This is a genomic window from Sphingobacterium cellulitidis, assembly GCF_043187465.1.
GTDB classification, from domain to species: Bacteria; Bacteroidota; Bacteroidia; order Sphingobacteriales; family Sphingobacteriaceae; genus Sphingobacterium; species Sphingobacterium cellulitidis.
The window spans coordinates 1,850,178-1,874,759 of sequence record NZ_CP171136.1 but is presented as its reverse complement, the minus strand read 5'-3'; the positions used below and the strand labels follow the sequence as shown (position 1 = coordinate 1,874,759).

Below are 24,582 nucleotides of genomic sequence, written 5' to 3'. Positions count from 1 at the left end.
TAATATCCTTTTTTTGTTTATTATTTCTTAATTAAGGCATTATACATAATTTCTACCGGATGGTACGATTTTCTTTGTAAACCATCTTTGATTTGATGCCTACAACTTGTTCCAGCCGCCGCGATGATATAATCATCTGAAGTCTTCCTCAAGGTTGGGAACAATACAAGTTCAGCCACCTTTTGAGAAACTTCGAAATGCTCCTTTTCATATCCGAATGAACCCGCCATTCCACAACAGCCAGATGGAATCACCTCCACCTCATAGTTGGATGGGAAGGACAATAATTCCTTGGTATAATCCACCAACTTAAATGCTTTCTGATAACAATGCCCATGTAACTTGATCTTTTGCGGTTCCGAGGTAAACTGCTCCGGATGTAATCTTCCAACTTTTATTTCCCGAACCAGGAACTCATCGATCATCAAGGCATTCTTGGCAAGGTTATTTGCTTTTTCACGTTTCGAAGCATCCACTAAATCTGGATATTCATCTCTAAAAGTAATAATGGCAGACGGCTCTACCCCTAACAAAGGTGATTCAGTAGTTACCTCCGCAGCGGCCAAATCAACATTCTGATTCGCCAGTTCTTTAGCCTTCTTGACAAAGCCTTTGGACAAATAAGTCCTACCACTTTCCTTTAACTTAGGAACGATAACTTCATATCCAAGAGCTGTTAATAATTTATAGGCAGCAATACCTACTTCGGTATCGTTGTAATTAGTGAACTCATCACTGAAAAGAAAAACCTTCCGTTGTTGAGGGCGTACTGCTTGCTTTGCAGCCCATTTACTGAAGGTGGTGCCATGAACTTTTGGCAAGGACCTTCCCGGCGCAAAACCAACCACAGATTTTATGATACTGGAGGTAAATCCATTCGTTGCAAAGAAATTATAGATCGGAGCTACCAAAGAACCTAATTTCTGAGACTCCGTAAAGTTAGCGATCAATTTCGCTCTGAAAGGACTTCCATTGGCGTCATAATAATGCTGCAGGAACTCAGCTTTCATCTTGGCTATATCCACACTCGAAGGACACTCAGTTTTACAGCCCTTGCAGCTCAGACACAGATCCATCACATCTTTAATCTCTTCATGATTAAAACGGTTGGTTTGCGTAGAATTGGTTAGGAATTGACGCAACATGTTTGCCCTGGCACGAGTAGTATCCTTTTCATCACGCGTAGCCATAAAAGATGGACACATCGTTCCACCAGTGATTTCAGTTTTCCGACAATCCCCAGATCCCGAACATTTCTCCGCCAAACGAAGAATGCTCTCATTCTTTGTAAAATCAAAATAGGTCTTGATACTTTTGCCATCAGTCACCTGATCATAGCGCAAATGTGTATCCATTGGAGGTGTATTGACAATCTTTTTCGCATTAAAGACATTATGCGGGTCAAAGATGTTTTTCACCTGTAACAGAAGATCATAAACCTTTTCTCCCAACACCTTTCCAATAAACTCCCCTCTCAATCGACCATCGCCATGCTCCCCACTTAATGATCCATTGTACTTTAACACGAGATCAGTAGTTTTCTCTAAAATGCGTCGAAATTGTTTCTTTCCTTCAGCAGTTTTAAGATTAATAAAAGGTTCGATATGAAGCTCCCCTGCACCAGCATGGGCATAATAGGAAGCATGTACATTTTCAGTTTTTAGTAATTCCTGGATATCGGCAACATAATTAGGCAAATCCTCTGGAGAAACCGCACAGTCCTCGATCAGATTGACCGGCTGAGAATCACCCGGTAGATTTCGGATCAAACCCAATCCAGCTTTCCGAACATCCCACACCAGATTCGTTTGTTCAACCCCTGTAATCCATGGATAAGCATAACCCAGGCCTTCCGCTTTTAATTCAGCAATCAATCGTTCTGCTTTAGCTGCAATTTCAGCTTGCGTATTTCCTCGGAATTCAACGATTAATAAAGCCTCCGGATCTCCTTCAATGAAAAACCGATTATATTGATAGGTAGGATGTCCTACCGTAAAATCTAAAATATATTTATCTACCAGTTCGGAAGCTTCAGGCTTATTGTTCAGTGCAACCACATTCCCACGCATACATTCCACCATATCCTTGAAATGCACACATAATAAACCAATTTCCTTTGCAGGTAATGGCATAAGCTTAATCTTTGCCTCTGTGATAATACCAATAGTACCTTCAGAACCTGCCAATAATCGGCATAGATTAAATGGTTCACTGGTATCACTCAACATATCCAAGGCATAGCCTGTATTTCTACGGGTAATCTCAGATTTTGGATAGCCTGCATGGATGGCTGCCTGATTCTCCTTATTGGTCAACAGGTTGTTCAAGCCACGGTAAATATCACCTTCTCTATTTTGCTGGGAAAGCTTCTCAAAGTATTCCGCTTCGTTGAGGCTTTTGAAGATTACTTCAGACTCATCATCCAATATCACATTCGCTTTCAACAAATTATGGCGGGTATCTCCCCAAACGATTGAATGCAATCCAGAGGAATTATTTCCGATCATTCCTCCAACCATGGCCCTACTTGCAGTAGAAGTCTCCGGACCAAACATCAATCCATAGGGTTTTAAGTAGGCATTCAGATCATCCCGAATCACGCCAGGCTGAACCCGCGCCCATTGCTCCTCCTGATTAACTTCTAGAATCTGATTGAAGAACCTGGAAATATCAATTACAATACCATCACCCACCACTTGTCCTGCCAAGGAAGTTCCGGCAGTACGAGGAATCAAGGTAACATGGTTTTCCCGAGAAAAATGTATCAATTTCTTCAGATCCTGGATTTCCTGAGGGATACATACGGCTAATGGTAATTCCTCATAGACCGAGGCATCGGTGGAATAGGCTAAACGCATCGTTTGATGGGATGCATTTTTTTGATCATAAAATAAATCTCCCTTGAGAGATTCCGCTAAGGCTACTAATTTTAACTGTACTGACACTGTAGATAGATTGAATAACAAAACTACACATTGTTTCATAAATAATAAGTCATAAACATATATTTCCAGTTATTTATCAATTTCCGTATATTCGTGTACCTTCCAAGCCTATGGATTGATTTCCTAATCCATTGATAGACTGAATTTTTGCAACAATTATCTCCGGCAAGTCATAATCCGCTGAATAAAATTCATTTTTTTACTCATTTCTTTGAATTTAATTCGGAATTAGCGATATTTGCGGCATTATGGCAAAACTTGAAATTTCATTAGATCAAATTGACCTTCAGATAATCAGGATCATGCAAGATAATGCCCGTACCAATAACGCGGATATTGCCCGTGAACTTGGAATGGCACCTTCCGCTATCCTGGAGAGGGTCAAAAAACTCGAACAAAAAGAAGTTATCCTTCAATATAATGCTCGCATCAACCCAGCCGCTCTCGACCAAAAGATGCTATCGTTTATTTTTATCAAGACCCAAGATATTATCGGTGTTCAAAAAGTAGGCTTATTATTAGCTGAAATACCGGAAGTATTGGAAGTACACGATATCGCTGGTGAAGATGGTTACCTGATCAAAGTCAGAACCAATGATTCTGCTGGATTGGTTGACCTTATGCGTAACACATTAAGCAAGATAGAAGGCATTATCTCTACAAGAACTACAATCGTTTTAGAAACAGTGAAGGAAGACAATAAATTGGTTATTCCATCAAAGGATTAAAATAAATCATGGTTAAATCATCAAGTCCATCAGGCAGTCTTATCATCTTCGCCTATCTGGTGGTCTACATCGTTTGGGGATCTACCTTTTTCTTTATCGAGAAAGCATTACATGCTTTCCCTCCCTTTGTCTTAGGCTCCATCCGCTTTATTATTGCGGGTAGCTTATTGATGCTTTATTGCTGGCTGAAGGGATATAAAATCTATATCAAGAAAGCAGTAAAGGATGCCGCTTTGGTAGGCTTCCTCTTGCTATTTATTGATATGGCGGCCATTATTTGGTCCGAGCAATATATTTCCAGTGCGATTGTTTCCATTCTGTCTGCTGCAACAGCCATTTGGTTTATTATTCTAGATAAACCCAAATGGAAGGAGAATTTCTCCAGCATTCCAACCTTATTGGGACTTATCCTAGGTTTCATGGGCGTGGTGATGCTCTTTGCAGAGCAGATCTTCGGTGCATCTGCCGATGATGGTTCTTCAGATAAGAAGTTAACTGCCATGATTGTAATGACCGTAGGAACCATTGGCTGGACCGTAGGTTCATTAATCTCGAAATACAGCAAGAAGTCCGAAAACAATAAATCCTCAGAATCCGCAGCACCCAAAGAACCCGAAGAGGACCTGAATGTAATGGTAAAAACCGCATGGCAAATGGTTGTGGCGGGGATAGCCTTTACAACAGTTGCCCTCCTTAATGGGGAGTATATGAACTTCGACGTCAAGTCAGTTCCATTGGAATATTGGGGCGCCATGGTTTACTTGGCATTGATGGGTTCCATCCTAGCCTTTAGCTGTTATATCTTCTTATTACAGGTTCGTCCAGCAACTGAGGTGAGTACATACGCTTATGTAAATCCAATTGTTGCCTTAATCCTGGTTCATTTCTTCACAGACCATATTGTAAGCAGGATGCAAATTATTGGGCTGGCAGTTGTATTATTCAGTGTATTATTGATGAACTGGAATCTATATCGGGATTCATCACTCATCAAAAATTACAAACGCAGACGTAAGATTCGCAAACTACGCTATATGGCACCGAAAAGTAGTATTCCTCGTATTGTGGAGGTTGCAGAATTCGGGAAGAAAAAACCAAAGAAACCAAAGGAAGGCGAAAAGGATATCAACAAATCCGAGAATCCAAACCCGGAAAAGAATAAAAATCAAAACTACGATCAAGAGTTTTACGATTAATCAGTCCAAAAAATATTAAAAACCCCGATGCATATCAGCTCGGGGTTTCTTTTTTTGTTTATTTCCTATTACTACGCTCCTGTTGTTTCCAGTCACTTGCCTATACTATTCCAATTTGGCTTTAATTATAGCTTTATACCGTTCAAACTAGGACCTTTTCCGGACCTTCTTCGGACCTCCCTCGGAGGTTTTCCTGACCTTGTTCGAAAAAATTCGGCCAAGGTCCGAAGAAAATCAGACCAAAATCCTAAGAAAGTCGGACCAATGGTCGAATTATCCCCAAATTTGACTTAAACTATCTCAGAATATAACAACAGAATAGGGAATGGATTCATTTAGAACCAAAACAATTTTGTCATGGAATCGCCAAACTATTAGCCAATTGTCATATCAAATAATAATTATTGACTAAATATCATAGAAAAGTCAAATCGTCAATTCACTACTTTATAAAATCATCAATAATATCTTTATTTGCAATACTTTTTGAATAACAACATAAAAAAGTCAAAAAGTCACAACATGAAAACGAGATTATTTTACTTGTCAATACTCTTTGGAATGTTATTTTCATTCCAATTTATTTATGCTCAGGATTTTATCACCATCAAGGGGAAAGTGATGAATGCTGACAATTACGAAGCTATTCCTTACGCATCCATCAAAGTATTGGGTGCTGAAAAAGAAATGGGTACCAGTTCCAATGAAAAAGGGGAATATACATTGACCATCCCTTCCGAATACAAGAAGATCAGAATTAGTTCTGTCGGTTTTGATTCTGAAGAATATCCTGTAAGTGCTGAAAAGGAACAAACCATCCGCGTGATGTTGTTCCCTTCCAACTCCATTGAAGAAATTGTGGTTCGTGCTCCTAAGCGTATCAAATACTCCAATAAGAATAATCCTGCCGTTGAGTTAATTCGCAAGGTAGTAGAACATAGGGACCAAAACCGATTGACAGGTCAGCAGTTTGCTGAATTTGACCAATATGAAAAAATAAGCTTGGGATTGAGCAACCTGGATGAGAAGTTCAAGAACAAAAAGGTATTTAAGAAATATCAATTCCTATTTGAGAAAGATGACACTGCAAAAAACGAGGCTAACTATGTATTACCAGCATATATGGAGGAAAAATTCTCAAAGGTTTATTTCCGTAAAGATCCCAATGCCAAGAAACAATACATCCTGGCAGATCGCAAGGCAGAGTTCGATCCTAAATTCATTGACAACGATGGATTGAGCAAATATTTCAATAGACTCTATGATGAGATTGAAATCTATGATAACAATATCACGATTTTGACCAACCAGTTTTTGAGTCCTATTGCGAATACCGCACCTACTTTCTATCGCTTCTATATTACCGATACGATCAAGAATAAGGATGAGTCCTTGGTAGAATTAAGCTTTTATCCAAGAAACAAAAATGATCTATTGTTCAAGGGTAAACTTTATGTAACCCTTGACGGCAACTATGCGGTAAAAGCTGCGGAAATGACCGTCAGTGATGAAATCAACTTAAATTTTGTTCGAGACCTGAATATAGAATTAGGCTTCAACAAAACCGAGGATAACAAATATTACTTGAATAAATCCAGCTTGGGTATTGATTTCTCAATCACCAATAAAGGAAAGGGAATCAAGGGTAAGCGCGTGGTCTTGATCAATGATTATGTCAATGGTCAGGTTCGTCCGGATAGCATCTATGCTGTACCTGATAAATATGTGGTTGTCCCAGTTGAAGAAAACAAGGTTCAAGAAACGAAATCCGAAAGTTATTGGGCTACATTGAGACCGGAACCATTGAGCAAATCTGAACGTTCCATTTATACCAATATTGATAGTCTTCAAAGTATGCCTTCCTTCCGGACCTTTATGGATATCTCAGCATTGGTCTTTTCAGGATATAAACAAGCAGGACCCGTTGAAATTGGTCCGGTAAATACCTTTTATTCGTACAACCCAGTTGAAGGATTTCGCCTTCGTGTTGGAGGTCGTACTACAGAACAGTTGAGCAAGAGATTCTATGCGGAAGGATATGGCGCCTATGGTTTCGAGGATCAGAAATGGAAATATTTCCTTGCTGGAACTTATTCTTTAAACAATAAGTCCATCTATAAATTCCCGCAACACTATATCCGGGTTTCAGCTTCTTATGACACCAAAATTCCGGGTCAGAATCTAGAATTCGTTCAGGAAGACAACGTATTGCTTTCCTTCAAACGTGGTGAAAACAAAAGTTATCTCTACAATGAGGTTTATCGAGTTGATTATAAGGTTGAATTCAGTAATAACTTCTCCGTGAATGCTGGCTTAGGCACTTGGAAACAAACTCCTGCTGGGGTTCTTTCTTATTCCCTACCCATGGCTGATGGCTCTCATAAAATCATCAATAACCTTCAAAGTACGGAGGTTAATGTTGGTCTTCGTTGGGCACCTAAGGAGGAGTTTTATCAAGGGAAATTATACAGAACTCCAATATTCAACAAATATCCGATCATGACCTTAAATTATACCGCGGGTGTAAAAGGTGTTTTTGGCGGCGAATATAACTATCACAATTTCTCTGCGGGTATCTTCAAAAGATTATACTTATCTCAATTGGGATATGCGGATGTGAATGTGGATGGAACTTATATCCTCGGGAATAATTTACCTTTCCCAGTGTTGAATATCCATCGCGCAAACCAAACTTATGCTTATCAGTTGCAATCCTATAACTTGATGAACTTTATGGAATTTATTTCCGACCATCATGTTTCCTGGAATGTGCAATATTATATGAATGGCTTTATTTTCAATAAAATTCCATTGTTGAACAAATTGAAATTAAGGGAGGTATTTAGCTTTAAAGGGGTATATGGTGGTCTTCGTGACAGCAACAATCCTAGTTTGAACAACCAGGTCTATTCTTGGCAAACGAATGGCGATGGCGATCAAATGTCCTTTACTTTTGGTAATAAGCCTTATATGGAAGCTAGTGCCGGCGTTGCCAATATCTTTAAGGTATTACGTGTGGATGTGGTAAAAAGATTGAATTACCTGGATCATCCAGACGCTCCTGAATGGGGAATTAGAGCGAGAGTGAAGTTTGATTTCTAGTTTAATAGATGTGAGATTTGAGATGTGAGTATTGAGATAGAAAACGGGAAAATAGACATGAGAAGTGAGATGTGAGATAGTGGAAAGGAGTATTGAGAAGAAGAAATTGATGTTGTGGGTTATGATTTGAGATGAAAAGCGGGTTTATGCCCGCTTTTTTGTTTTGGAAAATTTGTATATTTATTTTGAGAAACACTAACTACCTAATTGATTATGAGTCAAAAGACATCGAATAGTATAAACATTATTGTTGCCTATGTTTCATTAATACTGAATTTGGCATATCTAGGCTCTTGGTTTTATTTTTCAAAAAATTCTACTGGATTTGATGAGGCCAAGGCTGATTTTGAAGGATTATGGAAGGTGGATGTGACTTACCTCACTATTGCCCTCATTATTCTAAGTATTTTTTCATTTATCTATTTTGCGAGAACCAAAGGTATTGTTCCCAAAATATTGATGCTGGTTCAAATAATCATTGCTGGATGGCTCAGCTGGTCCTTATTGTAAGGATAGATGAATTGAGTTAATTCCAATGTGAAAATTAACATATTGATCTTTTTTTAATTATTTCCTTGCATGACAAACTGATATCCATTACATTTGTTGCGATTATTATAATGAAGAACGCTTGTACACATCAATACGTAATGCATCATCGCCATTGTGGCGATAGATATTAGTATTGGCTTCTACGTGAGGCGCAAGTAAACCCCAGATTCTTTTTTATTAATAATTTTTTACACTCAACATAAACTCTATATTTTGAAAAATCTCAAAATAGCTATCCAAAAGTCGGGTAGATTAAACGAAAAATCAGTTCAATTACTAAAAAATTGCGGATTGGACTTCGAAAACTATAAAAGCTCCTTAATCACTACCGTTTCTAATTTTAATCTTGAAATCCTTTTCCTTCGCGATGATGATATTCCTGGATATGTTGAACAAGGTATTGCAGATTTAGGAATTGTTGGTGAGAATGTGATCGAAGAAACCCTATCCAATGTTCAATATTTACAACGCTTGGGTTTTGGAAGATGCACCTTGAAATTGGCGATTCCCAAAGACTCTACCATCGATAGACTCGAAGACCTTAACGGCAAATCCATTGCTACCTCCTACCCTAATATCCTACAACAATTTTTAGATGAATATAAAATTGAAGCTGATATCCAAATGATCTCAGGTTCTGTAGAAATTGCTCCTGGATTGGGATTGAGTGATGCTATTTGTGATATTGTTTCTACCGGCGGAACCCTAAAGAGTAATGGATTGAAGCCATTCGTGGATGTTCGTAATTCAGAAGCCATATTAATCGGTAGAGATGGACTGGAAGAGAATCCTATTATCTGTGAGTTGTTGCAACGAATTCAATCTGTTCTTCGCGCAAAAGAAACGAAATATGTTGTTTTGAACGTTGAGAAGAAGAATCTGACGCAAATTACAGAACTATTGCATGGGGTAAAGAGTCCTACTGTTGTTCCATTAGCGGAAGAAGGTTGGGTAGCAGTACACACTGTTATTTCTGAGGATGATTTTTGGGATAAAATCAACAAATTAAAGGCTGCCGGTGCACAAGGTATTGTGGTGATGCCAATCGAAAAAATTATTATGTAATGCTAAAAACCTATCTATATAAAGATTTAAGCAAGGAAAAGATCCAGGAGCTGGTAAGTCGCAACACGGATCCCAATCATGCCATTCAGGATACTGTCCTGAATATCATTGAGGAGGTGAAGAACCATGGCGACTCTGCTTTAAAATCTTATGCCAAACAGTTTGATAAGGTAGAATTGGAGGAGTTATATCTAGGGCAGGATGAGATTGATGCGCTGGCAATGGGGATTTCCCGGGATCAGATGCGTGCATTGGAAATTGCCTTTCAGAATATTCATAAATTCCATCAGACCCAGTTAAAAAGAGAGCGTACTGTGGAAACCATGCCGGGTGTAAAATGCTGGCGTGAGGTCCGCCCTATTGAAAAAGTAGGGTTATATATTCCAGGTGGTTCGGCAGTATTACCAAGCACATTATTGATGTTGGGTGTACCTGCGCGAATTGCTGGATGTAAGGAAATCGTGGTTTGTTCGCCGCCGCAGAACAATGGTAAAATCAATGGCTTTGTGGCTTATTGCCTGAAACTGTTGCAGATCAATAAGATCTACCTGGTTGGTGGAGCTCAAGCAGTCGCAGCCATGGCTTTTGGTACAGAAAGCATTCCGAAAGTCAATAAGATCTTCGGACCTGGGAATCAGTTTGTCACCAAAGCTAAAAGCATCATTCAGGGGTTGACCGATGTAAGCATCGATATGCCGGCAGGTCCTTCAGAAGTATTGGTTATTGCAGATGAAAGTGCCAATCCAGCTTATATTGCGGCTGATCTATTGGCGCAAGCTGAACATGGAATCGATAGCCAGGCGATATTGGTCGCTACCTCAGAAACCATTACCGAAGCTGTAAAAAAGGAATTGAAAAGCCAGTTGCAGATATTGCCGAGAAAAGAATTGGCAGAGCAGGCGATGAAAAATTCGTATATGGTCGTTACTAAAACCCTACAGGAAGCCATGGATTTCTCAAATCAATATGCTCCCGAGCATTTGATTTTAGAAACCAATGAATGGAAACCATTAATCAATAAGGTATTAAATGCAGGCTCAGTATTTCTGGGACATTTAACACCTGAGAGTGCCGGCGATTATGCCTCAGGTACCAACCATACCCTACCAACTTCTGGCTTTGCCAGATCCTATTCCGGGGTATCGGTAGATTCTTTTGTCAAGAAAATTACATTTCAACATATTTCAGAGGAAGGGTTGGAACAGATTGGCTCGACTGTAGAGATATTGGCAGAACTGGAAGGCTTACATGCCCATAAAAATGCGGTCAGCATCCGCAAGAAATAAGTTATTTAAGACATAAAAAGGGATATCTGAGCAGATATCCCTTTATCAATCTCGATTGATTCCTCAATTATTTCTTTTTCTTCTTTTTACCATTATCGTCACCTACGATTTTATGGTAAATTTCAGCGAAAGCATTTTTTAATTTCTTTAAGGTTTTACCTTCATTCTTTTTCGTCTTTTTAGCTGTTTTTTCATCTTTTGCAGCATCTTTTTTAGACTTTTTCTTTGGAGCCTTCTTAGCCTTGGCTTTTTCTTCCTTAGCTTTTAGCTCGTCTTTTTTCTTCTTGCTGTCTTTGGACTTTTGGGCATCCTTGGATTTCAATTCCTTTTTATCAGATTTCTTTGAATCAGATTTCCTCTTCTCTGCCTTTTCAGGTTTTGATTTCTTATCTGGATTTTCCTTCACCGTTTTATTATTTGGAACTTCCTCCTTGTAGGAAGCTTCTTTTTCAATTTTCACTTCTTCAGTTTTCGAAGGAACGGTAGCTTTTGGAGCTTCTTTTTGTGCGTTTGCTTTCGCAACCGGTGTTGCCTTTGCAGCAGGTTTTACAGCTGCTTTTGAAGCTGCTGCGGGTTTAGCTGTTGTAGTTTTTGCACTTGCTGTAGTTTTTGCAGCAGCTGGTTTTGCAGCAGTTGTAGTTTTAGCAGCAGCAGGTTTGCTTGCTGCAGAAGTTACTGGTTTACTAGTCGTTGAAGCAGCAGGCTTAGCCGCTGAAGCAGCCGCTGGTTTAGCAGCGGTTTTCGTTGCTGGGCTAGTCTTTGCAGAAGCTGTTGTAGTTGCTGATTTGGCTGCAGTTCTTGCAGCAGGTTTAGCCGCAGCAGGTTTCGCAGCACTTACTTTAGTTGCAGGACTTGCCTTTGCAGCTGTTGTAGCAGGTTTCGTAGCTGCGTTGCTTGCTGGCGTAGGCTTTGTTTCTTCCATTGTCGTTTTGCGAGAACGCGTACTTGAGCCTTCCCCATTTCCTTTTCCAGGGTTAGGCGTATTTCTAGGAGCTGGAGTTTTTTCAGTTTCCTGTTTTACAGGCCTTTTAGTCGGCGCTTTTCTTGTGCTAGCTACCGGTTTCGCGGGAGTGCTGTTTTCGGTTCCAGTTTCCGTAGCTGTTATTTTCGGGTTGTTTTCCTCAGCCATTGTGTATAGTTTTAGTATAGTACAATAATTTATTTCAACTCTGATTATTAAAAAATAATCGTTTATATGGTATATAAAGGCAATTATTACCTTAGGTATTATGTTATTCGCTTGAAAATCAATTTCTCGATTCTGAGATACTTTTTATTTTGTTAAAACAAAAATCATAAAGGCCTAGAATATTAATTCAATCGAGACAATATTTTAACCTATTGTCTTTTAAAACAGTAATATAGCAATTATGTTTATAAAATCCTATCCAAATTAAACATCTTAGGGTTTTTGAAGTCCAATAAATTGATTACATTTGTTGCCCATACATAACGGGGTCGACCGGAATTGACAGGATAGCGATGGTTATGTAAGCATGCAGTGCATTGTTAGTCTAGCACTTTAATCTGAACTTTCAACTTTTCAAATGGCGAAGAAAACTACGCCTTAGCTGCTTAATTTAGAATTAAGATTTAGCTTTTGTCTCGTCAAGCTTTGTTCTACCGCTTGACATTAGAGGCACCGAATCGTAGAACTGGTCCTTGCGATTTTGCTAAGCAAGGATAAGACCCAGCAAATACGGAGTACGGTATAGGTAAGCAACTCACCTTCCCTCTCCCGACAATCAAAGAGAAGCTAAGCATGTAGAAAGCGTAAATCATACTATGTTTGGACGAGGGTTCGAATCCCTCCGGCTCCACAAAAAATTAAGCTCATCGAAAGATGAGCTTTTTTTGTGGGCCGCAGGGATTCGAACTAGCGATGGCCAGAGTTCGACCCGTAGGGGATTCAGGGTTTGAGTGCGGGGATGTGTGGCTGAAACAATCCTGAGGGCTCCACAGGAAAAACCGCGATTAATTCAATTAGAAGCAGTTTTTCTGTTTTAGGAAAGCAAAAAGCACCAAGAGTTAACTTAAGAAGGTAGCAGTTTATTGTTTAGCTTGAAAAGGAAATGATCAAAAATAAAATAGAAGCTGCTTAAATTGTCCCTAATTTTTATTGCATTTCCTATTTGGAATAGCAATAAAAAGTGGAAACTTATTATGCTGCTAATTTCTGTTTTGCGGGCAAAACATTTCCATTTCATTTGGAGTACTAAAGCAAACTTTCTAGATGGTCTCTAAGATGATTTATATTTGTTAGTTTTTTTAAATAAAAATTATCAATATTACAATTTACATCGATATATTGAAAGGTTAACATTCTTTTTTTTTCTCCCAAGATATTATCTAATAAAATTTCTCCCAACATTTGTTGAGTATCTACCTCAAATGAAACTAAATTTTTAGCAATAATTTCAATTTCAAAATAATTATCCTCTACTTGAAGTAAGAAATATTCCCATTCATTGGCATCAATCTTGGTTTTTTCTTCGTTATAATTAAAATAGAAAATATTTCCTGCTTTTTTAATCGGTTTTGAGGAATAAAATTCCCATTTTTTTAAACTCGGAGCAAAAGAAACAATATATTCAGTTTCAGGAAGTTTTTTTATATCTCCATTTGGAGATATAGCTAACATTCTATCTTTAAAACTTCCGGGACCAATTTCCCATGTAAATGGACCTAAGTCGGTAACAAGTTCATCTAAATGTAAAACAACAGATTCATTATTAAATTTTTCCCCAAAATTATTTTGATTATCTTCAAACCATCTCCATAATTTTTCAATCTTCTTTATTTCTACCATAACTTACTTATTGTCATTAATTTCAAATCGTCTTTGATAAACTTTATTTTAATGCTTTTCCAATAAATTCCTTATACTTTTTATCAAGTTCTTCCCATTTTTTTATTACCTTCATTCCTCTTATTGTCCAACTAACTAACTCCTCTACGATCATTTATTACTTTCTGCTCTTTGGACTTACCTTCCTCAGTATTCTTTGGATCATAAGTATCAATTACCTTAACCTTAGCTCAATCTCTTCCATCGTTTGATTTTCTTGTATCGCTAGAATTAGGTTTATTATGCCTCCCAAATATGGATCTCCAGATTCAGTATTTTCGCCAGGAACCTCATAAATTGTTCCTATTTTTTTCCTTCATTACTTGATGAGTCAACTACTTCTTGTACTAATCCATTCAATGGAAGGCTATAAATCGAATTAATTAATAGCCATGTCTTTATTAATTACATTATATTTTTTTCAATAGATTATTACCCTAGCTTCCTTAATTCTTTGGAATATTTAACATTATCTATGTTAAAGGAATAATAACTTTGGATTCTCGCTGTAATTATTACTTGCTGGCCATCCTTTAATAAAAATAAGTTAACATAATAAGTATCCTTAAAAATTCCACTCCGCAGATTATCAATCAATAGAATGAAAAAATTCACTTTGAACTCTCCTGAGTTCAAGAATAATGGTTCAAAACTTTTCAGCTCAAATCCATATTCGTTTAAATCATAATCAATATATTCATTAATAGCTTTTCTAATAACAGTTTTTCTTGCATATAAACTATAAAATACTATTAATATAACTAACGTAATAAATATAAATACCTCTTGATGCACTGAACTACCTCCTAATTTATCATTCCCATTTTTAACAAGATACTTCCGCCCACGAAACCCGCAAACCCTGAAGCTCCTAATTGAATTCCACTAATTTTTTTAATGGAACCATTACTTCGAAAATCTGTATTATGAAAAAATAATCCAGACCCTACAGATAAGGTTCTTTTATCATTCTTAAGCGTATAATTTGCTCCGAACCACTTGCATATACATACCTTGCCCCGTAGTCCTAAGTTAAAGAGCTATTTATATCTACTTCATTTAATTTCTTTTTGAATAGCCTTTCTGTAAAACGAATTCATTCCAATTGAAAAATACTTTCCTTTTCTGAAGACCATTATCACCGAATCCCCTTTAACCTTACTTATTGAGTCTCCCACCTCCATTTGACTTACAAAAGCACCATTTATACCAATTACATCCCCATACATAAATTCGACCATTGAACTGTTATGATTTGATTTATCGTTATATATTTTCTTAATTACTCCTCTATAATCAGATTCAATCTCCAAAGCATAGTTTTGTTTTAACAAATAAAGCGTGTTTTTTTTTGTAATTACGAAGTAAATTACCCAAACGATAAAACATAGTATTAGGCAAAATAATACAGGGTTGTTTACAACATTTTTATTTGGCATAATCTTATTGTATTAAACCTAAAATTTCAAAATCCAAGTTCTTGTTGCATCTATAGTTGATCCGACAGAAACTTTTCCACCTACACTTATTCCAGAATATTGCGAAGACTGTCCACCGCCATAGGTTTTATATGGCCTTGAGTTTGTTGAAGTCGGAGAACCAAAATCGCTAAAACTATTTCCTTGTGTTCCTCCATAGGTACCTCCTATCGTAGCAGGACCGACTCCCAAACCTGCGGTAATTGAATTTCCCATTCCTGCAAATCCTTCCTCGGTCTGAATGAATTCTAGAACACCATTCTTGTATTGGATCCCACCAACATATTGCGTTTCATTCGTTCCCAAGGTCTTGGTCAACTTCACCCCTGTGGCATCGTTAGTATACAACAGATTCTCCGAGCCCTTGGTAAATTTGTTAGGCAAATTTAAGTAATTGTATTGGATCGAAGTAATGCCCAACCGAGAATTCGATATCCCGTTCCCATTTCCGTCATATCCAAACGTATTATTTCTTGCCGAATTCACACCATCAACAACCTTGGTAAGCTGGTTGCCCAAATATGTGTATTTAAAATTAGTTGAATAGCCCGCTGACCCGTGCGTTCTGCGAAGGCTTACGATATTTCCCATCACATCGTAAGCCAGCTCTTCATTGTAGAAGTTGTCTTTAGTACTTAAGACATAAGCCACCTTTTTTAACCTATTCAGGTTATCGTACGTATAGCTGTAGCTTTGCACAGGGACCTGGGGTTGACACGTAGGAGTTTCAGGGATGAGTGCGGGGTAAAGGGGTTGAAACAAATCTCCACATTACAGTGAGAATGACGATCAATCGGTGAAGGCTTAATAAACGTAAAACGCACCACTTAAAAAGTAGTGCGTTTTACGTTTTATTTTAAAGTTTTCAGGAAAAAGCTTTTTGAGTTGAAAACAAGGCTCTTATGTGGATAATCAAAGATTGTAAGGAAACGCTTTGGTAACTGTGCTTATTGCTTTGCTTTTCTACACCTTTCTGTTAGCTCATAGCAATTGTACAAAATTTATGCTTCTCAAAAACAATTAAACAGTTTTATTGTCTGTTGGGATTAGAGGATAAGACAAAACGGCTTTAAAAGCCCTTTTGTTGTTATATCCCGTCCTGCTCGTCCATTCTTTAGGTAAGGCTATCAGACTATATTGTCTGATTTTACATTACCGATACTTGATATATGGACGGTTAAATAGATGATGAGAAAAAACAAATTTATTCCTCCGAATGTATCTTCTATTGATTTTTGTTTCGCAAACTCTGTGATAAACTGTGAGGTTTGAAGTTGTTGGACAGCAAAACTACTAACGGATTTTGCAAAGGGTATAATAATAAATTGTCCGTTGATTGCTATCAAGACAGATAATACCAACAGAACGATATTCATACGGTTTCTACCCTTTTTTAACGCTAAAAACAATCCAATATTCCCGAATAGAAACAGCCAGATTGACGGCATTGTTACATAGTTCATAATCGGATTGACGAAATGCCTTTGCCAATACAAAAACTCAATTGTCGGGTTTTCCCCCGCAACGACATTCATTGCTATAAATGAAGCGATACTGCCAAAGCATAAAGAGTAACCTATTATTGTTAAGGTTTTTGCCATTTTGAAGAATGATTTTGAATGTAAAATTTCCATTGTATCTTTTTTTTGTACAAAGGAAACGGATAGAAATAGCAAAAAAGTTACCCTCGGTTAATAAATCACTTTCGGGCAATTCTTCGTCTTATTCTGCTTAATGATTGAGGGGTTACTCCGATAAAAGAAGCGATATAAAGCTGTGGTATCCGTTGCTGCAAATGTTTGAATGAATGCAGGAAATTCAAATATCGTTGTTCGGCAGTGTCTGCATGAACCGATATAATATGTCGAATGGCAGATGAAAATATCTTTTCCAACAAAAGTCTTCCGAAACGGTCTCCCTTGTTTATCTCTGCATAAAATTGTTGAAGATTTTCAAAGGAAATAATATACAGTTCGGTGTCTTCTAACGCTTCGATTGTTTTCTCAGATGGAGATTGACTGATAAAGCTGTCAAAATCACAGGCGAACGTGTTCTCTTCATTAAAATAAATTGTCAGTTCTTTTCCCTCATGATTAATATATTGCCTCAATAGCCCTTTTGAGACAAAGAATAACGATTTACAGATTTTTCCTTGTTCAAGGATGTTTTCTCCCTTTTTTAAGGATTTCTCGGTAAATAGTTTTTTTATCAATTCGGATTCCTCTTCGGAAAAATGAATATAATAACGAATGTTGTCGATAAGGTCTTCCATTCAAAAGGATGTTGTTTTATTATTTGAACTCAGGTTACTTCGAAATAGCATCAATGGAAAATTTCATGTTGCATACATGGTCACTTTCTGTTGAATGGCAGTTCTACATTATAAATTCCATTATTCTAATTTTTGTTCAATTTATAGATGATAATTTTTGGGAATTATATGAAGAGGAATAATTGGAAAAACAAAAAATATAAATTCTCAGGAAAATAAAGTGATTAGTCAATTCACAAGTTCCTAAATAATTTCATGAAACTTTCACTTGTTAAAGTCTTATATTCTTATTATTAAAAAATTGCCCTTTTTCCAAATTTTTTAATATTGCAAAAACATTCCATACAAATTATCAATCCATCCTAAAAAACATACATTTCCTCTACTTTCTGAAGTAAGTGATTTATGGTACGATAGATGCGTTGGAAGTCCAAAAAAACTAGGCCTTCCTACTATATAACGATAAATGTAAACTGCTCTATTTATTTTTTCACAAAGCCCTTGTTTTTCAGATTAGAAGCAAGTGATTAGATGACTGGATATTCGATAGAATAATTGGTCCCAATATTATAGATTCGCAAGGAATTAATCAAAAACTACATTAAATAAAATTACAATTTAGATAATTTGTTTATCTTTAGGGAATAAAAAAAAACCAATGAGATAATAATTTTATTATAAAGACTAAAGTTATTGTACATATTCGCCTATTATTCAAAGAGTTCTGGTACTGATGAGATAAGGGCATTTTAATAAAGGAAATCTAGTATTTATGTCATGAAAAATTATATTATTTCTTTCATTTTGGTATTTGTCTCACAAACACTTTTTGCGACAATTTTATCCCCAATTTCGATAATTCCTTATGACAATGTTGGAGGGAAAATAATCATCTCAGCCGTGGTAAACGGTAAGAGTGGCCGTTTTATTTTTGATACAGGTGCAGGGCCAAATGTTTTTTCTCGACTATTTACGGAAAAGATCGACGGACAAACTATCGGTACGTCACAGGTAATGGATTCCAATGAAAAATCTGCTTCAATTGATCATATGGTGGTTGACTCAATAGTCCTCTCGGATCAAAAATTTTTTAATAGCAAGACATTAATTTCGGATAATTTGATCTTCGACTGTTTTGAAGTAGACGGAATACTTGGAATAGACATGTTTAGAGATAAGGTCATCCAATTAGACGGGTCTTCCAGTTTGCTTTCTATTGCTCCTGAAATCAAGGAATTCAATACAGAAAATGCCCAAGTATTGCCTATTTCTTTTGTGAGTACAGGAGAATATTTGCCTTATATAAAAATAGACATCTTAATTGGAACCAAGGCTTTTCCGGTCGATGTGTTATTAGACCTAGGATTTAACGGAATAATTGAATTCTCTCAACGTGATTTTGAATTGATCAAAAAGAAAAACCGTAAAATGATCGTGCAGACAAGTCTATCATCAAGTTCAGTAGGTTTTAATGGAATGGCTGAGGATCAACGGCAGTACCGCTTTGTGGTGGATGGTCTAAAGCTCGGCGAAAAGAAAACGAATGGTTTTTTGGGTGTTACGACGACCAATCATTTTACGATGATTGGCTCCGAACTTCTTGCTTTGGGTAAAGTTATTATAGACCTGAAACAGCAGAAATTTTATTTAATGGGGAACGGTGGTAAAAACTTCTTAGACTCAAAATCTTGGCCAATATCGCCATCAATTTCAGATGGTAAACTGGTGGTCGGTTCTATCTGGGTCCCTAATTTAGGAGACTTTGAAATTGGAGATCAAATCGTGAAAATAGATGATAAAGACTATGAAGACAGTGTTGATCTATGCAGCATAATAACTAGAAGGGATACATTGTTAAAAAATAGTCAGCGGGCAGTTGTTAGTATTAAAAACAAAGCGGGTAAAATTGTCTCTTTTGAAATGGTTAAAAAGTAATACATTAATTATTTAATTATGAAAAAGAAAATTACAGCTCCCGTATTAGCTGTTACCTCTTTCCTTGTGGGAATAACTTTTAGAATAAATCCTTTCTGAAAAACCAAGTTCTTTTAATATCTCCTCAATTGCAGATTTATCCTTAATCTCCACTTTTCTTAGAATCTCTACAACTTTTTCGATATCATCCTGTTTAGTTGCATTGCCAAAAGCATCTATAAGGTCACTTACAAAAAGTCGTTCATTTACCATCAAATCTTTATATATAAAATTCATTATTTATTATAATTACGGTTAGAGAGCTTTATAATCAACTAAACTAACATAATTATATCCTAATTCTTAAAATCTTCTTTTTACACGCATCAAATAGGAATTTCTCAATTAAGCTCTTCTTTCCACAATATTTTTTATAATTTAAATTTTCCTCAAATAATAGGATAAGCTAAGCAAAAAATATTGTTGTAGATTATTATTAATGGATTGCCCTATAATATTATTATATCCATAGTTTCGAACACCTTTCCATTGTCCCAATAGATCATATGCAGAAACTTTAATTTCTAAGTTCTCTTTTTTTAATGTTCTAAAAGATAGATGGGCGTTCAAAAGATTTATTTTGCTTTGGTTTACAGAAAAAGAGTTATCATTTATAAAGCTATAGCTTGCTAAAAAATACATCCCCTTAAATGCTGTTAAACCAGTTTCAAAGCTAATACTGCTATGTCGGTACTTATTCTTTAAGGAGGTATTGGATGATGAAAAAGAATTGAAGTAAGAATTCATTACTCCTTTAAGGTTAAAGTCCAGCAGATCATTAAACTTGAATCCTACAGATAGATAAGAGTTAATACTTTCTTGCTTAAAGGAAAATAGTTCTTGGTTGAAATAATAAGATTTTTCTTTTATCGCGCTATTTAAATATCCCATAATGTTTACAGGAATATTTCCGTCAAATGAGGATCTGAAATCATAATTTAGATAATATTCAGGGGCTTTTTTACCATTAGTATTATAGAGTGTCCTACCTCCCAAACTATTTACAATTGTTGAATCAATTATTTGTTTATGGATTACGTTATATCTGAAAACAAGGTTGTGGCTTGTTTTATTTTCGATTCTGTGCCTACTGTATTTCAGCTCATAGTTATCTGAATTTTCAGGTTTAAGATTGATATTTCCACCAAAATTAAAGTCCTTTTGTGCGGTGTCAATTAAAGCAACTTTCTGAGATATTTCAGGGACTTTTATTAATCTTTTATATTCCAGCTCGAACCTATCTATATTTCCTCCAAAATTTTTATCATAATATATCCTTAAATTAGGTAGGAAATTATCATAAATGCTAGAGAAGTTTCTGGCTTCATTTATAGAAATGTTTTCAACCAGATCATTTTGAATCAACATTTTTGCCCCAATTCCAAAACTTATTAATCCCCTTGCGACTCTTTTATTTCTATTCTTGGAATAAGCCAAGGAATTCATAATGCTTCTACTTTGAGATTTATCGAGATAACTTAAAAAATCGTTCCTAATCAATCTATTGGGCTCGTCAATATTCTCGAAGACATATACTTGGTTATCATTGTTTTTATTTAATATGTATAAACGCAAAAACGAAATGTTCAAATTTTTAAAACCAAATGTAAAAAAATTTGAACATTTCAACCTTCCAATAGATGCATATGATGAATACAAGCTTCTCCAAATTAATATCCTTTTAGATCAATTATCGAACAAGGTCAAGGAATCTTTAGGATTAAATAAATCATAATTAGCAGTTAATACCTCTAACTTCTTTTTCCCTCCCTTTCCAGTGGTTCCATTTGCTACCGACACAGTCTGCTCTATAGTTTTGGTACTCCAGCCATTCCGAGCCGTGTAATCGCTTAGAACTTCGCTTGGGTACGACGATACCAAAAACTTACCTTCGCATGCCTGAAGGGTTCTTAAAAGGTTTTCAAAATCATCTTTTGAATATCCATCATAATGCCCGCAATCACTATTGAAATACGGAGGATCACAATAGTGGAAAGCCTCTTTATGATCACGGCTTCTAATTACCCTCAAAGCATCGGTATTCTCTATTTGGACGTTTTGCAATCTGATAGCATAATCTTCAGAAAAGGTGTTCCTTTTATTTGTTACTTTTTTAGATGTAGTTCCGCCTTTAGTATCATATCCCCAACTTCCATCAAGCATAGCACTAAATGATTGAGTCGCCAATACCCATACTGCCCAAGCACGTTGCACCCTAGTGAAAAGATGGGGATTCTCATACATTACAACAGCATCGGCATGGAGCGACCTGCTGTGAAGACTGATCCTGATCATCTTTTCTAGGTCCACGAATTCATTCTTGCACACTTCATAGAAATTGATTAGCTCCCGATTGTAATCATTGATGATCTCGCTTTCGCTCGGCCTCTTTGACCAAAAAATAGCGCCACCACCAACAAACGGCTCAGTATAAGTTCTATGTTCTGGAAACAATGGCAGGATAATAGAAACAAGATTTTGCTTTCCTCCGTAGTATGATATCGGTGTTTTCATTAATTCTACTTTAAAGAATAATTAAATACATTTTAAACTCTATATTTGTACTTCTCACGATTTCTGATTCAAAAAAAACAGCCTGACGATCTGAAGACTTTGGTCCTCCGACTGTCAGGCTGTTAAGCTGTTTTTAGAATCGTGAGAAAGTTTTAAAAATGTCGGAGGACTTTTTTCCTCCTTTGGGACTAGACCAGTCCCTGGTCCACTAGAATTCCATTAACAAATTCCATGTAATAATTCGTTGACCCGTAGCTATATTGGAAGGTTCCGGAAATACCCTGTTCAGTACCGACGAAAACATTTCCGTCCATCCTGAAGTCCTGAAGCATCCGAACTTGACCATTGAAGGTCGAATTCCCGGAGAGCACCTCTATGGCCCTATATGAACCTCCAGTAGGCATGTTTATCCTAATTCCAGTATCGCGCGATGTGTTACCCTCGTTGAGGATGTCCACAAGTGCACTGGTGAGTCCTATCTTGATCGATGAGTCCTTTGGTAATGGTCCCGGAAGCATACGGCTATTGATCCACTGAATTCCATTCCGGTTTATCCGAAACCTGATCTGCTCGGTACCTGCGACATAATAATAGAGCCCTTCTGTATCTATTGAAAACGGTCCGATCTTACTGTTGCCTGTAACGGTCATGTTGATCGCCTCAACTTCCTGAGCAAAGAGTTTCTCTACGTTTATATGATATGCTGTTATCGAATCTGTTATAATCTGACCTCCTGAAATTATCGTATATCCCTTTGTTGACTGGAAGGACCTGCGTCCCTTGATCACAGATGACAGTAGGCCAAGATTGAAGTACCAATAGCCTGGATCCTGTTCGGTAGGCATTTCGTCCTCACTTACCAACCATTCTCCGATGCCCGAAGTCCTGCTGCACTTTGCAGCAACATAATATTGTTTCAACGGATCCAGGTCAGTGACCGATAGTCCGGCAAGCGTCCATTCATACATATCCGGCGCATACTCATATACCTTATGGATTAGTGTGCCTCCTGAGATGGAAAATGCATTTGGATCGCCCGCCACGTTCTCGATATAGGTCACTCCTTCAAGGTCATAGATCATCGACTGTGCTCCAAAGAAACCGACAATGGCCTCTATTAGTGCTTGTTCCAGCTTTCCGTCCGGATCGATGACCTTTCTACTGAATTCGTTCAATGCAAGAATTGTCCTGCGGTCATTTTCCCTTGAGGCACTTCCGACTTTCTTGACAGATTCCTTAGTTTCCCTGATATCTTTTTCGATCTTTTGAGATAGGTTATAAGTGAGGTCCCTGCTCAGCTCACACGTGAACTCCATTCCCTGTTCCAGCAGATCGGGAAACATCCCGCTGTGGGATATCCCAGTTACCCGGACATTTTCATCTATTCCAAGGGATGTATCCGTTACGTGCACATAGTCGCCTTCATGTGGGAATATTGCCTTTCTCTTTGCATCAAGAATATCGATTCCAAGTTCATAGACAACCCTTGCGACCTTGTTTCTCTCCACATATGCACGCGTTTCCGCCTCAAGCTGTGTAAGAGCTGCCAATTTATATGTGTCCGGCATCCTTATGCCATGCAGGATGTAACTATCGCCGACCTCAGATGCATATCCGCCCTTTGGCGATATATTACCATTGGAGTCCTTGTTAGCCTCATATCGAATTTCCTTAATCGAATGGTCATAGCTAATGATCTTGAACTCCTGTCCGTTGAGCGGGCCTGAGGTAAAGACAATCATCGCCTCGGTGCCCGATATCCGCTGTCCCTCCAGGTCAAAGTCAAGTGTACTGTCCTGAACGGTAAAGCGCATTTCATCTTCCTGACCGATTGCCGATATGGTACCAGTTCTTTTGGGGTATATTTCCGGATTCTCATAATAATCCTCCCGCAGACCGTTTGCATCGATACTCACCTGGTCGGTAACGGGCATTTCCAGCATGAACTGGTCATGGGGATAGTCTACGGGAAGGTTCTTGTCCCCACCGATTCCATAAGCGAAATTCACTATTCCGGTATCGTCGATCCGTTTCCTTTCCAGACTATACAGACCGTTGTCCTTTCCATAGGAAAGGGAGATCGTGGTCAGCTGACCGACCTGCTTCTTTATGCTGATCTGCTTACCGGCCATCTGCCATTCGCACCCCGCGCCCTGGGCAATCATGTTCAAGGCGTCCAGGTGATTGGTCATCCTGAAGGAAAGAGTAAACGGCTCGACCTGTTCTAGGTCACCAATACTCCAGCCACCTTCCGGATCCTTTGCATTCACCGACTCCAGAAACATCATCATGAAGGTTTCCAGATCCGCCGTATAGGGAAAGATGACAGACCCCTCATCCTGAAGGATCCATCTTTTTAGGCTATGCCTCACACCTTCGAAAACGGCTTCGTATCTAAAGAGCCTGGAGTGGATCTTCGCAACGTTTGCCGGTCTGTTTAGCGTCATTAACTCACCTTTATAGGTAAGCGTATCACCGACCAGCAGATCAACCGTTTCGGCCGAATCGAAGGTGAATGCAAGGGTATGTTCAGACTGGAGCTTCTTTGAATAAATTGAATCCTGTATGGGAAGTTGTGCAATCTGGGCTACTTTTCTATAAATGTCTATTTTCACTTCAATT

General features: G+C 37.6%; 18 protein-coding genes and 1 other RNA gene. 8 read left to right on the top strand and 11 right to left on the bottom strand.

The window, feature by feature from the left end; translation table 11 throughout:
• Positions 1-20 precede the first annotated feature (20 nt).
• Entirely contained in the window at positions 21-2,945 is a 2,925-nt protein-coding gene (locus ACF3OC_RS08135) for an FAD-binding and (Fe-S)-binding domain-containing protein (protein ID WP_392471333.1), read from the bottom strand.
• Between the two features lie 248 nt (positions 2,946-3,193).
• On the opposite strand from ACF3OC_RS08135, the gene ACF3OC_RS08130 reads away from it, so the two are divergent.
• The 6 genes from ACF3OC_RS08130 to hisD all read left to right on the top strand — a co-directional run bounded on the left by ACF3OC_RS08130 (position 3,194) and on the right by hisD (position 10,874).
• Complete coding sequence (locus ACF3OC_RS08130) at positions 3,194-3,673, top strand: Lrp/AsnC family transcriptional regulator (protein WP_093095838.1); 480 nt, start codon at positions 3,194-3,196, stop codon at positions 3,671-3,673.
• An 8-nt stretch (positions 3,674-3,681) separates the two neighbouring features.
• Positions 3,682-4,869, top strand: a complete 1,188-nt coding sequence (locus ACF3OC_RS08125) for an EamA family transporter (protein WP_094281983.1) — start codon at positions 3,682-3,684, stop codon at positions 4,867-4,869.
• A 522-nt stretch (positions 4,870-5,391) separates the two neighbouring features.
• Positions 5,392-7,971 carry a DUF5686 and carboxypeptidase-like regulatory domain-containing protein gene (locus tag ACF3OC_RS08120; RefSeq protein ID WP_094281981.1) on the top strand — a complete coding sequence of 860 codons (2,580 nt, stop codon included), beginning with the start codon at positions 5,392-5,394 and terminating at the stop codon, positions 7,969-7,971.
• A gap of 213 nt (positions 7,972-8,184) precedes the next feature.
• The gene (locus tag ACF3OC_RS08115; RefSeq protein ID WP_094281980.1) at positions 8,185-8,481 is read left to right on the top strand and encodes a hypothetical protein; all 297 of its coding nucleotides are present in this window, start codon (positions 8,185-8,187) and stop codon (positions 8,479-8,481) included.
• Between the two features lie 255 nt (positions 8,482-8,736).
• Positions 8,737-9,588 (top strand): ATP phosphoribosyltransferase, encoded by an 852-nt coding sequence (gene hisG / locus ACF3OC_RS08110; RefSeq protein WP_094257150.1) that lies wholly within the window; start codon positions 8,737-8,739, stop codon positions 9,586-9,588.
• Positions 9,588-10,874, top strand: coding sequence for a histidinol dehydrogenase (gene hisD, locus ACF3OC_RS08105; protein WP_094281979.1), 1,287 nt, complete (start codon positions 9,588-9,590; stop codon positions 10,872-10,874). Before hisG ends, hisD begins: the two co-directional genes overlap by 1 nt.
• Before the next feature lie 67 nt (positions 10,875-10,941).
• On the opposite strand, the gene ACF3OC_RS08100 is transcribed toward hisD, so the two are convergent.
• Complete coding sequence (locus tag ACF3OC_RS08100; protein ID WP_094281978.1) at positions 10,942-12,003, bottom strand: hypothetical protein; 1,062 nt, start codon at positions 12,001-12,003, stop codon at positions 10,942-10,944.
• A 325-nt stretch (positions 12,004-12,328) separates the two neighbouring features.
• Between ACF3OC_RS08100 and ssrA the strand changes: the two genes are divergently transcribed.
• Positions 12,329-12,697: a transfer-messenger RNA gene (ssrA, locus tag ACF3OC_RS08095) on the top strand.
• A gap of 392 nt (positions 12,698-13,089) precedes the next feature.
• Here the strand turns inward: ssrA and ACF3OC_RS08090 are convergent.
• The 5 genes from ACF3OC_RS08090 to ACF3OC_RS08070 all read right to left on the bottom strand — a co-directional run bounded on the left by ACF3OC_RS08090 (position 13,090) and on the right by ACF3OC_RS08070 (position 17,472).
• Complete coding sequence (locus ACF3OC_RS08090; protein WP_094281977.1) at positions 13,090-13,683, bottom strand: hypothetical protein; 594 nt, start codon at positions 13,681-13,683, stop codon at positions 13,090-13,092.
• A gap of 1,094 nt (positions 13,684-14,777) precedes the next feature.
• Complete coding sequence (locus ACF3OC_RS08085; RefSeq protein WP_094281975.1) at positions 14,778-15,161, bottom strand: hypothetical protein; 384 nt, start codon at positions 15,159-15,161, stop codon at positions 14,778-14,780.
• A gap of 18 nt (positions 15,162-15,179) precedes the next feature.
• A complete protein-coding gene (locus ACF3OC_RS08080; RefSeq protein WP_144043744.1) occupies positions 15,180-15,899 on the bottom strand; it encodes a hypothetical protein in 720 nt (239 codons plus the stop codon).
• 428 nt (positions 15,900-16,327) lie between these two features.
• Positions 16,328-16,834: a hypothetical protein gene (locus ACF3OC_RS08075; protein ID WP_094281973.1), complete on the bottom strand. Its 507-nt coding sequence runs from the start codon at positions 16,832-16,834 to the stop codon at positions 16,328-16,330.
• Between the two features lie 65 nt (positions 16,835-16,899).
• Positions 16,900-17,472, bottom strand: coding sequence for a Crp/Fnr family transcriptional regulator (locus ACF3OC_RS08070; protein ID WP_094281972.1), 573 nt, complete (start codon positions 17,470-17,472; stop codon positions 16,900-16,902).
• 777 nt (positions 17,473-18,249) lie between these two features.
• Here ACF3OC_RS08070 and ACF3OC_RS08065 point away from each other — a divergent pair.
• A complete protein-coding gene (locus ACF3OC_RS08065) occupies positions 18,250-19,407 on the top strand; it encodes an aspartyl protease family protein (RefSeq protein WP_094282671.1) in 1,158 nt (385 codons plus the stop codon).
• A 45-nt stretch (positions 19,408-19,452) separates the two neighbouring features.
• Here the strand turns inward: ACF3OC_RS08065 and ACF3OC_RS08060 are convergent, their stop codons facing one another.
• The 4 genes from ACF3OC_RS08060 to ACF3OC_RS08045 form a co-directional block, all read right to left on the bottom strand.
• Positions 19,453-19,683 (bottom strand): hypothetical protein, encoded by a 231-nt coding sequence (locus tag ACF3OC_RS08060; protein ID WP_094282670.1) that lies wholly within the window; start codon positions 19,681-19,683, stop codon positions 19,453-19,455.
• Positions 19,684-19,824: 141 nt separating this feature from the next.
• Positions 19,825-21,021, bottom strand: coding sequence for a hypothetical protein (locus ACF3OC_RS08055; protein WP_392471326.1), 1,197 nt, complete (start codon positions 21,019-21,021; stop codon positions 19,825-19,827).
• A 111-nt stretch (positions 21,022-21,132) separates the two neighbouring features.
• A complete protein-coding gene (locus ACF3OC_RS08050; protein WP_392471324.1) occupies positions 21,133-21,960 on the bottom strand; it encodes a DNA adenine methylase in 828 nt (275 codons plus the stop codon).
• Positions 21,961-22,148: 188 nt separating this feature from the next.
• Positions 22,149-24,575: a phage tail protein gene (locus ACF3OC_RS08045; RefSeq protein WP_392471323.1), complete on the bottom strand. Its 2,427-nt coding sequence runs from the start codon at positions 24,573-24,575 to the stop codon at positions 22,149-22,151.
• Between the last annotated feature and the right edge of the window lie 7 nt (positions 24,576-24,582).

Excerpts from the sequence above, each read along its gene's own strand:
- ACF3OC_RS08130 (WP_093095838.1), top strand. The coding sequence starts at position 3,194 with ATGGCAAAACTTGAAATTTCATTAGATCAAATTGACCTTCAGATAATC.
- ACF3OC_RS08125 (WP_094281983.1), top strand. The coding sequence starts at position 3,682 with ATGGTTAAATCATCAAGTCCATCAGGCAGTCTTATCATCTTCGCCTAT.
- ACF3OC_RS08120 (WP_094281981.1), top strand. The coding sequence starts at position 5,392 with ATGAAAACGAGATTATTTTACTTGTCAATACTCTTTGGAATGTTATTT.
- ACF3OC_RS08115 (WP_094281980.1), top strand. The coding sequence starts at position 8,185 with ATGAGTCAAAAGACATCGAATAGTATAAACATTATTGTTGCCTATGTT.
- hisD (WP_094281979.1), top strand. The coding sequence starts at position 9,588 with ATGCTAAAAACCTATCTATATAAAGATTTAAGCAAGGAAAAGATCCAG.
- ACF3OC_RS08100 (WP_094281978.1), bottom strand. The coding sequence starts at position 12,003 with ATGGCTGAGGAAAACAACCCGAAAATAACAGCTACGGAAACTGGAACC.
- ACF3OC_RS08090 (WP_094281977.1), bottom strand. The coding sequence starts at position 13,683 with ATGGTAGAAATAAAGAAGATTGAAAAATTATGGAGATGGTTTGAAGAT.
- ACF3OC_RS08085 (WP_094281975.1), bottom strand. The coding sequence starts at position 15,161 with ATGCCAAATAAAAATGTTGTAAACAACCCTGTATTATTTTGCCTAATA.
- ACF3OC_RS08075 (WP_094281973.1), bottom strand. The coding sequence starts at position 16,834 with ATGGAAATTTTACATTCAAAATCATTCTTCAAAATGGCAAAAACCTTA.
- ACF3OC_RS08070 (WP_094281972.1), bottom strand. The coding sequence starts at position 17,472 with ATGGAAGACCTTATCGACAACATTCGTTATTATATTCATTTTTCCGAA.
- ACF3OC_RS08065 (WP_094282671.1), top strand. The coding sequence starts at position 18,250 with ATGAAAAATTATATTATTTCTTTCATTTTGGTATTTGTCTCACAAACA.
- ACF3OC_RS08060 (WP_094282670.1), bottom strand. The coding sequence starts at position 19,683 with ATGAATTTTATATATAAAGATTTGATGGTAAATGAACGACTTTTTGTA.
- ACF3OC_RS08050 (WP_392471324.1), bottom strand. The coding sequence starts at position 21,960 with ATGAAAACACCGATATCATACTACGGAGGAAAGCAAAATCTTGTTTCT.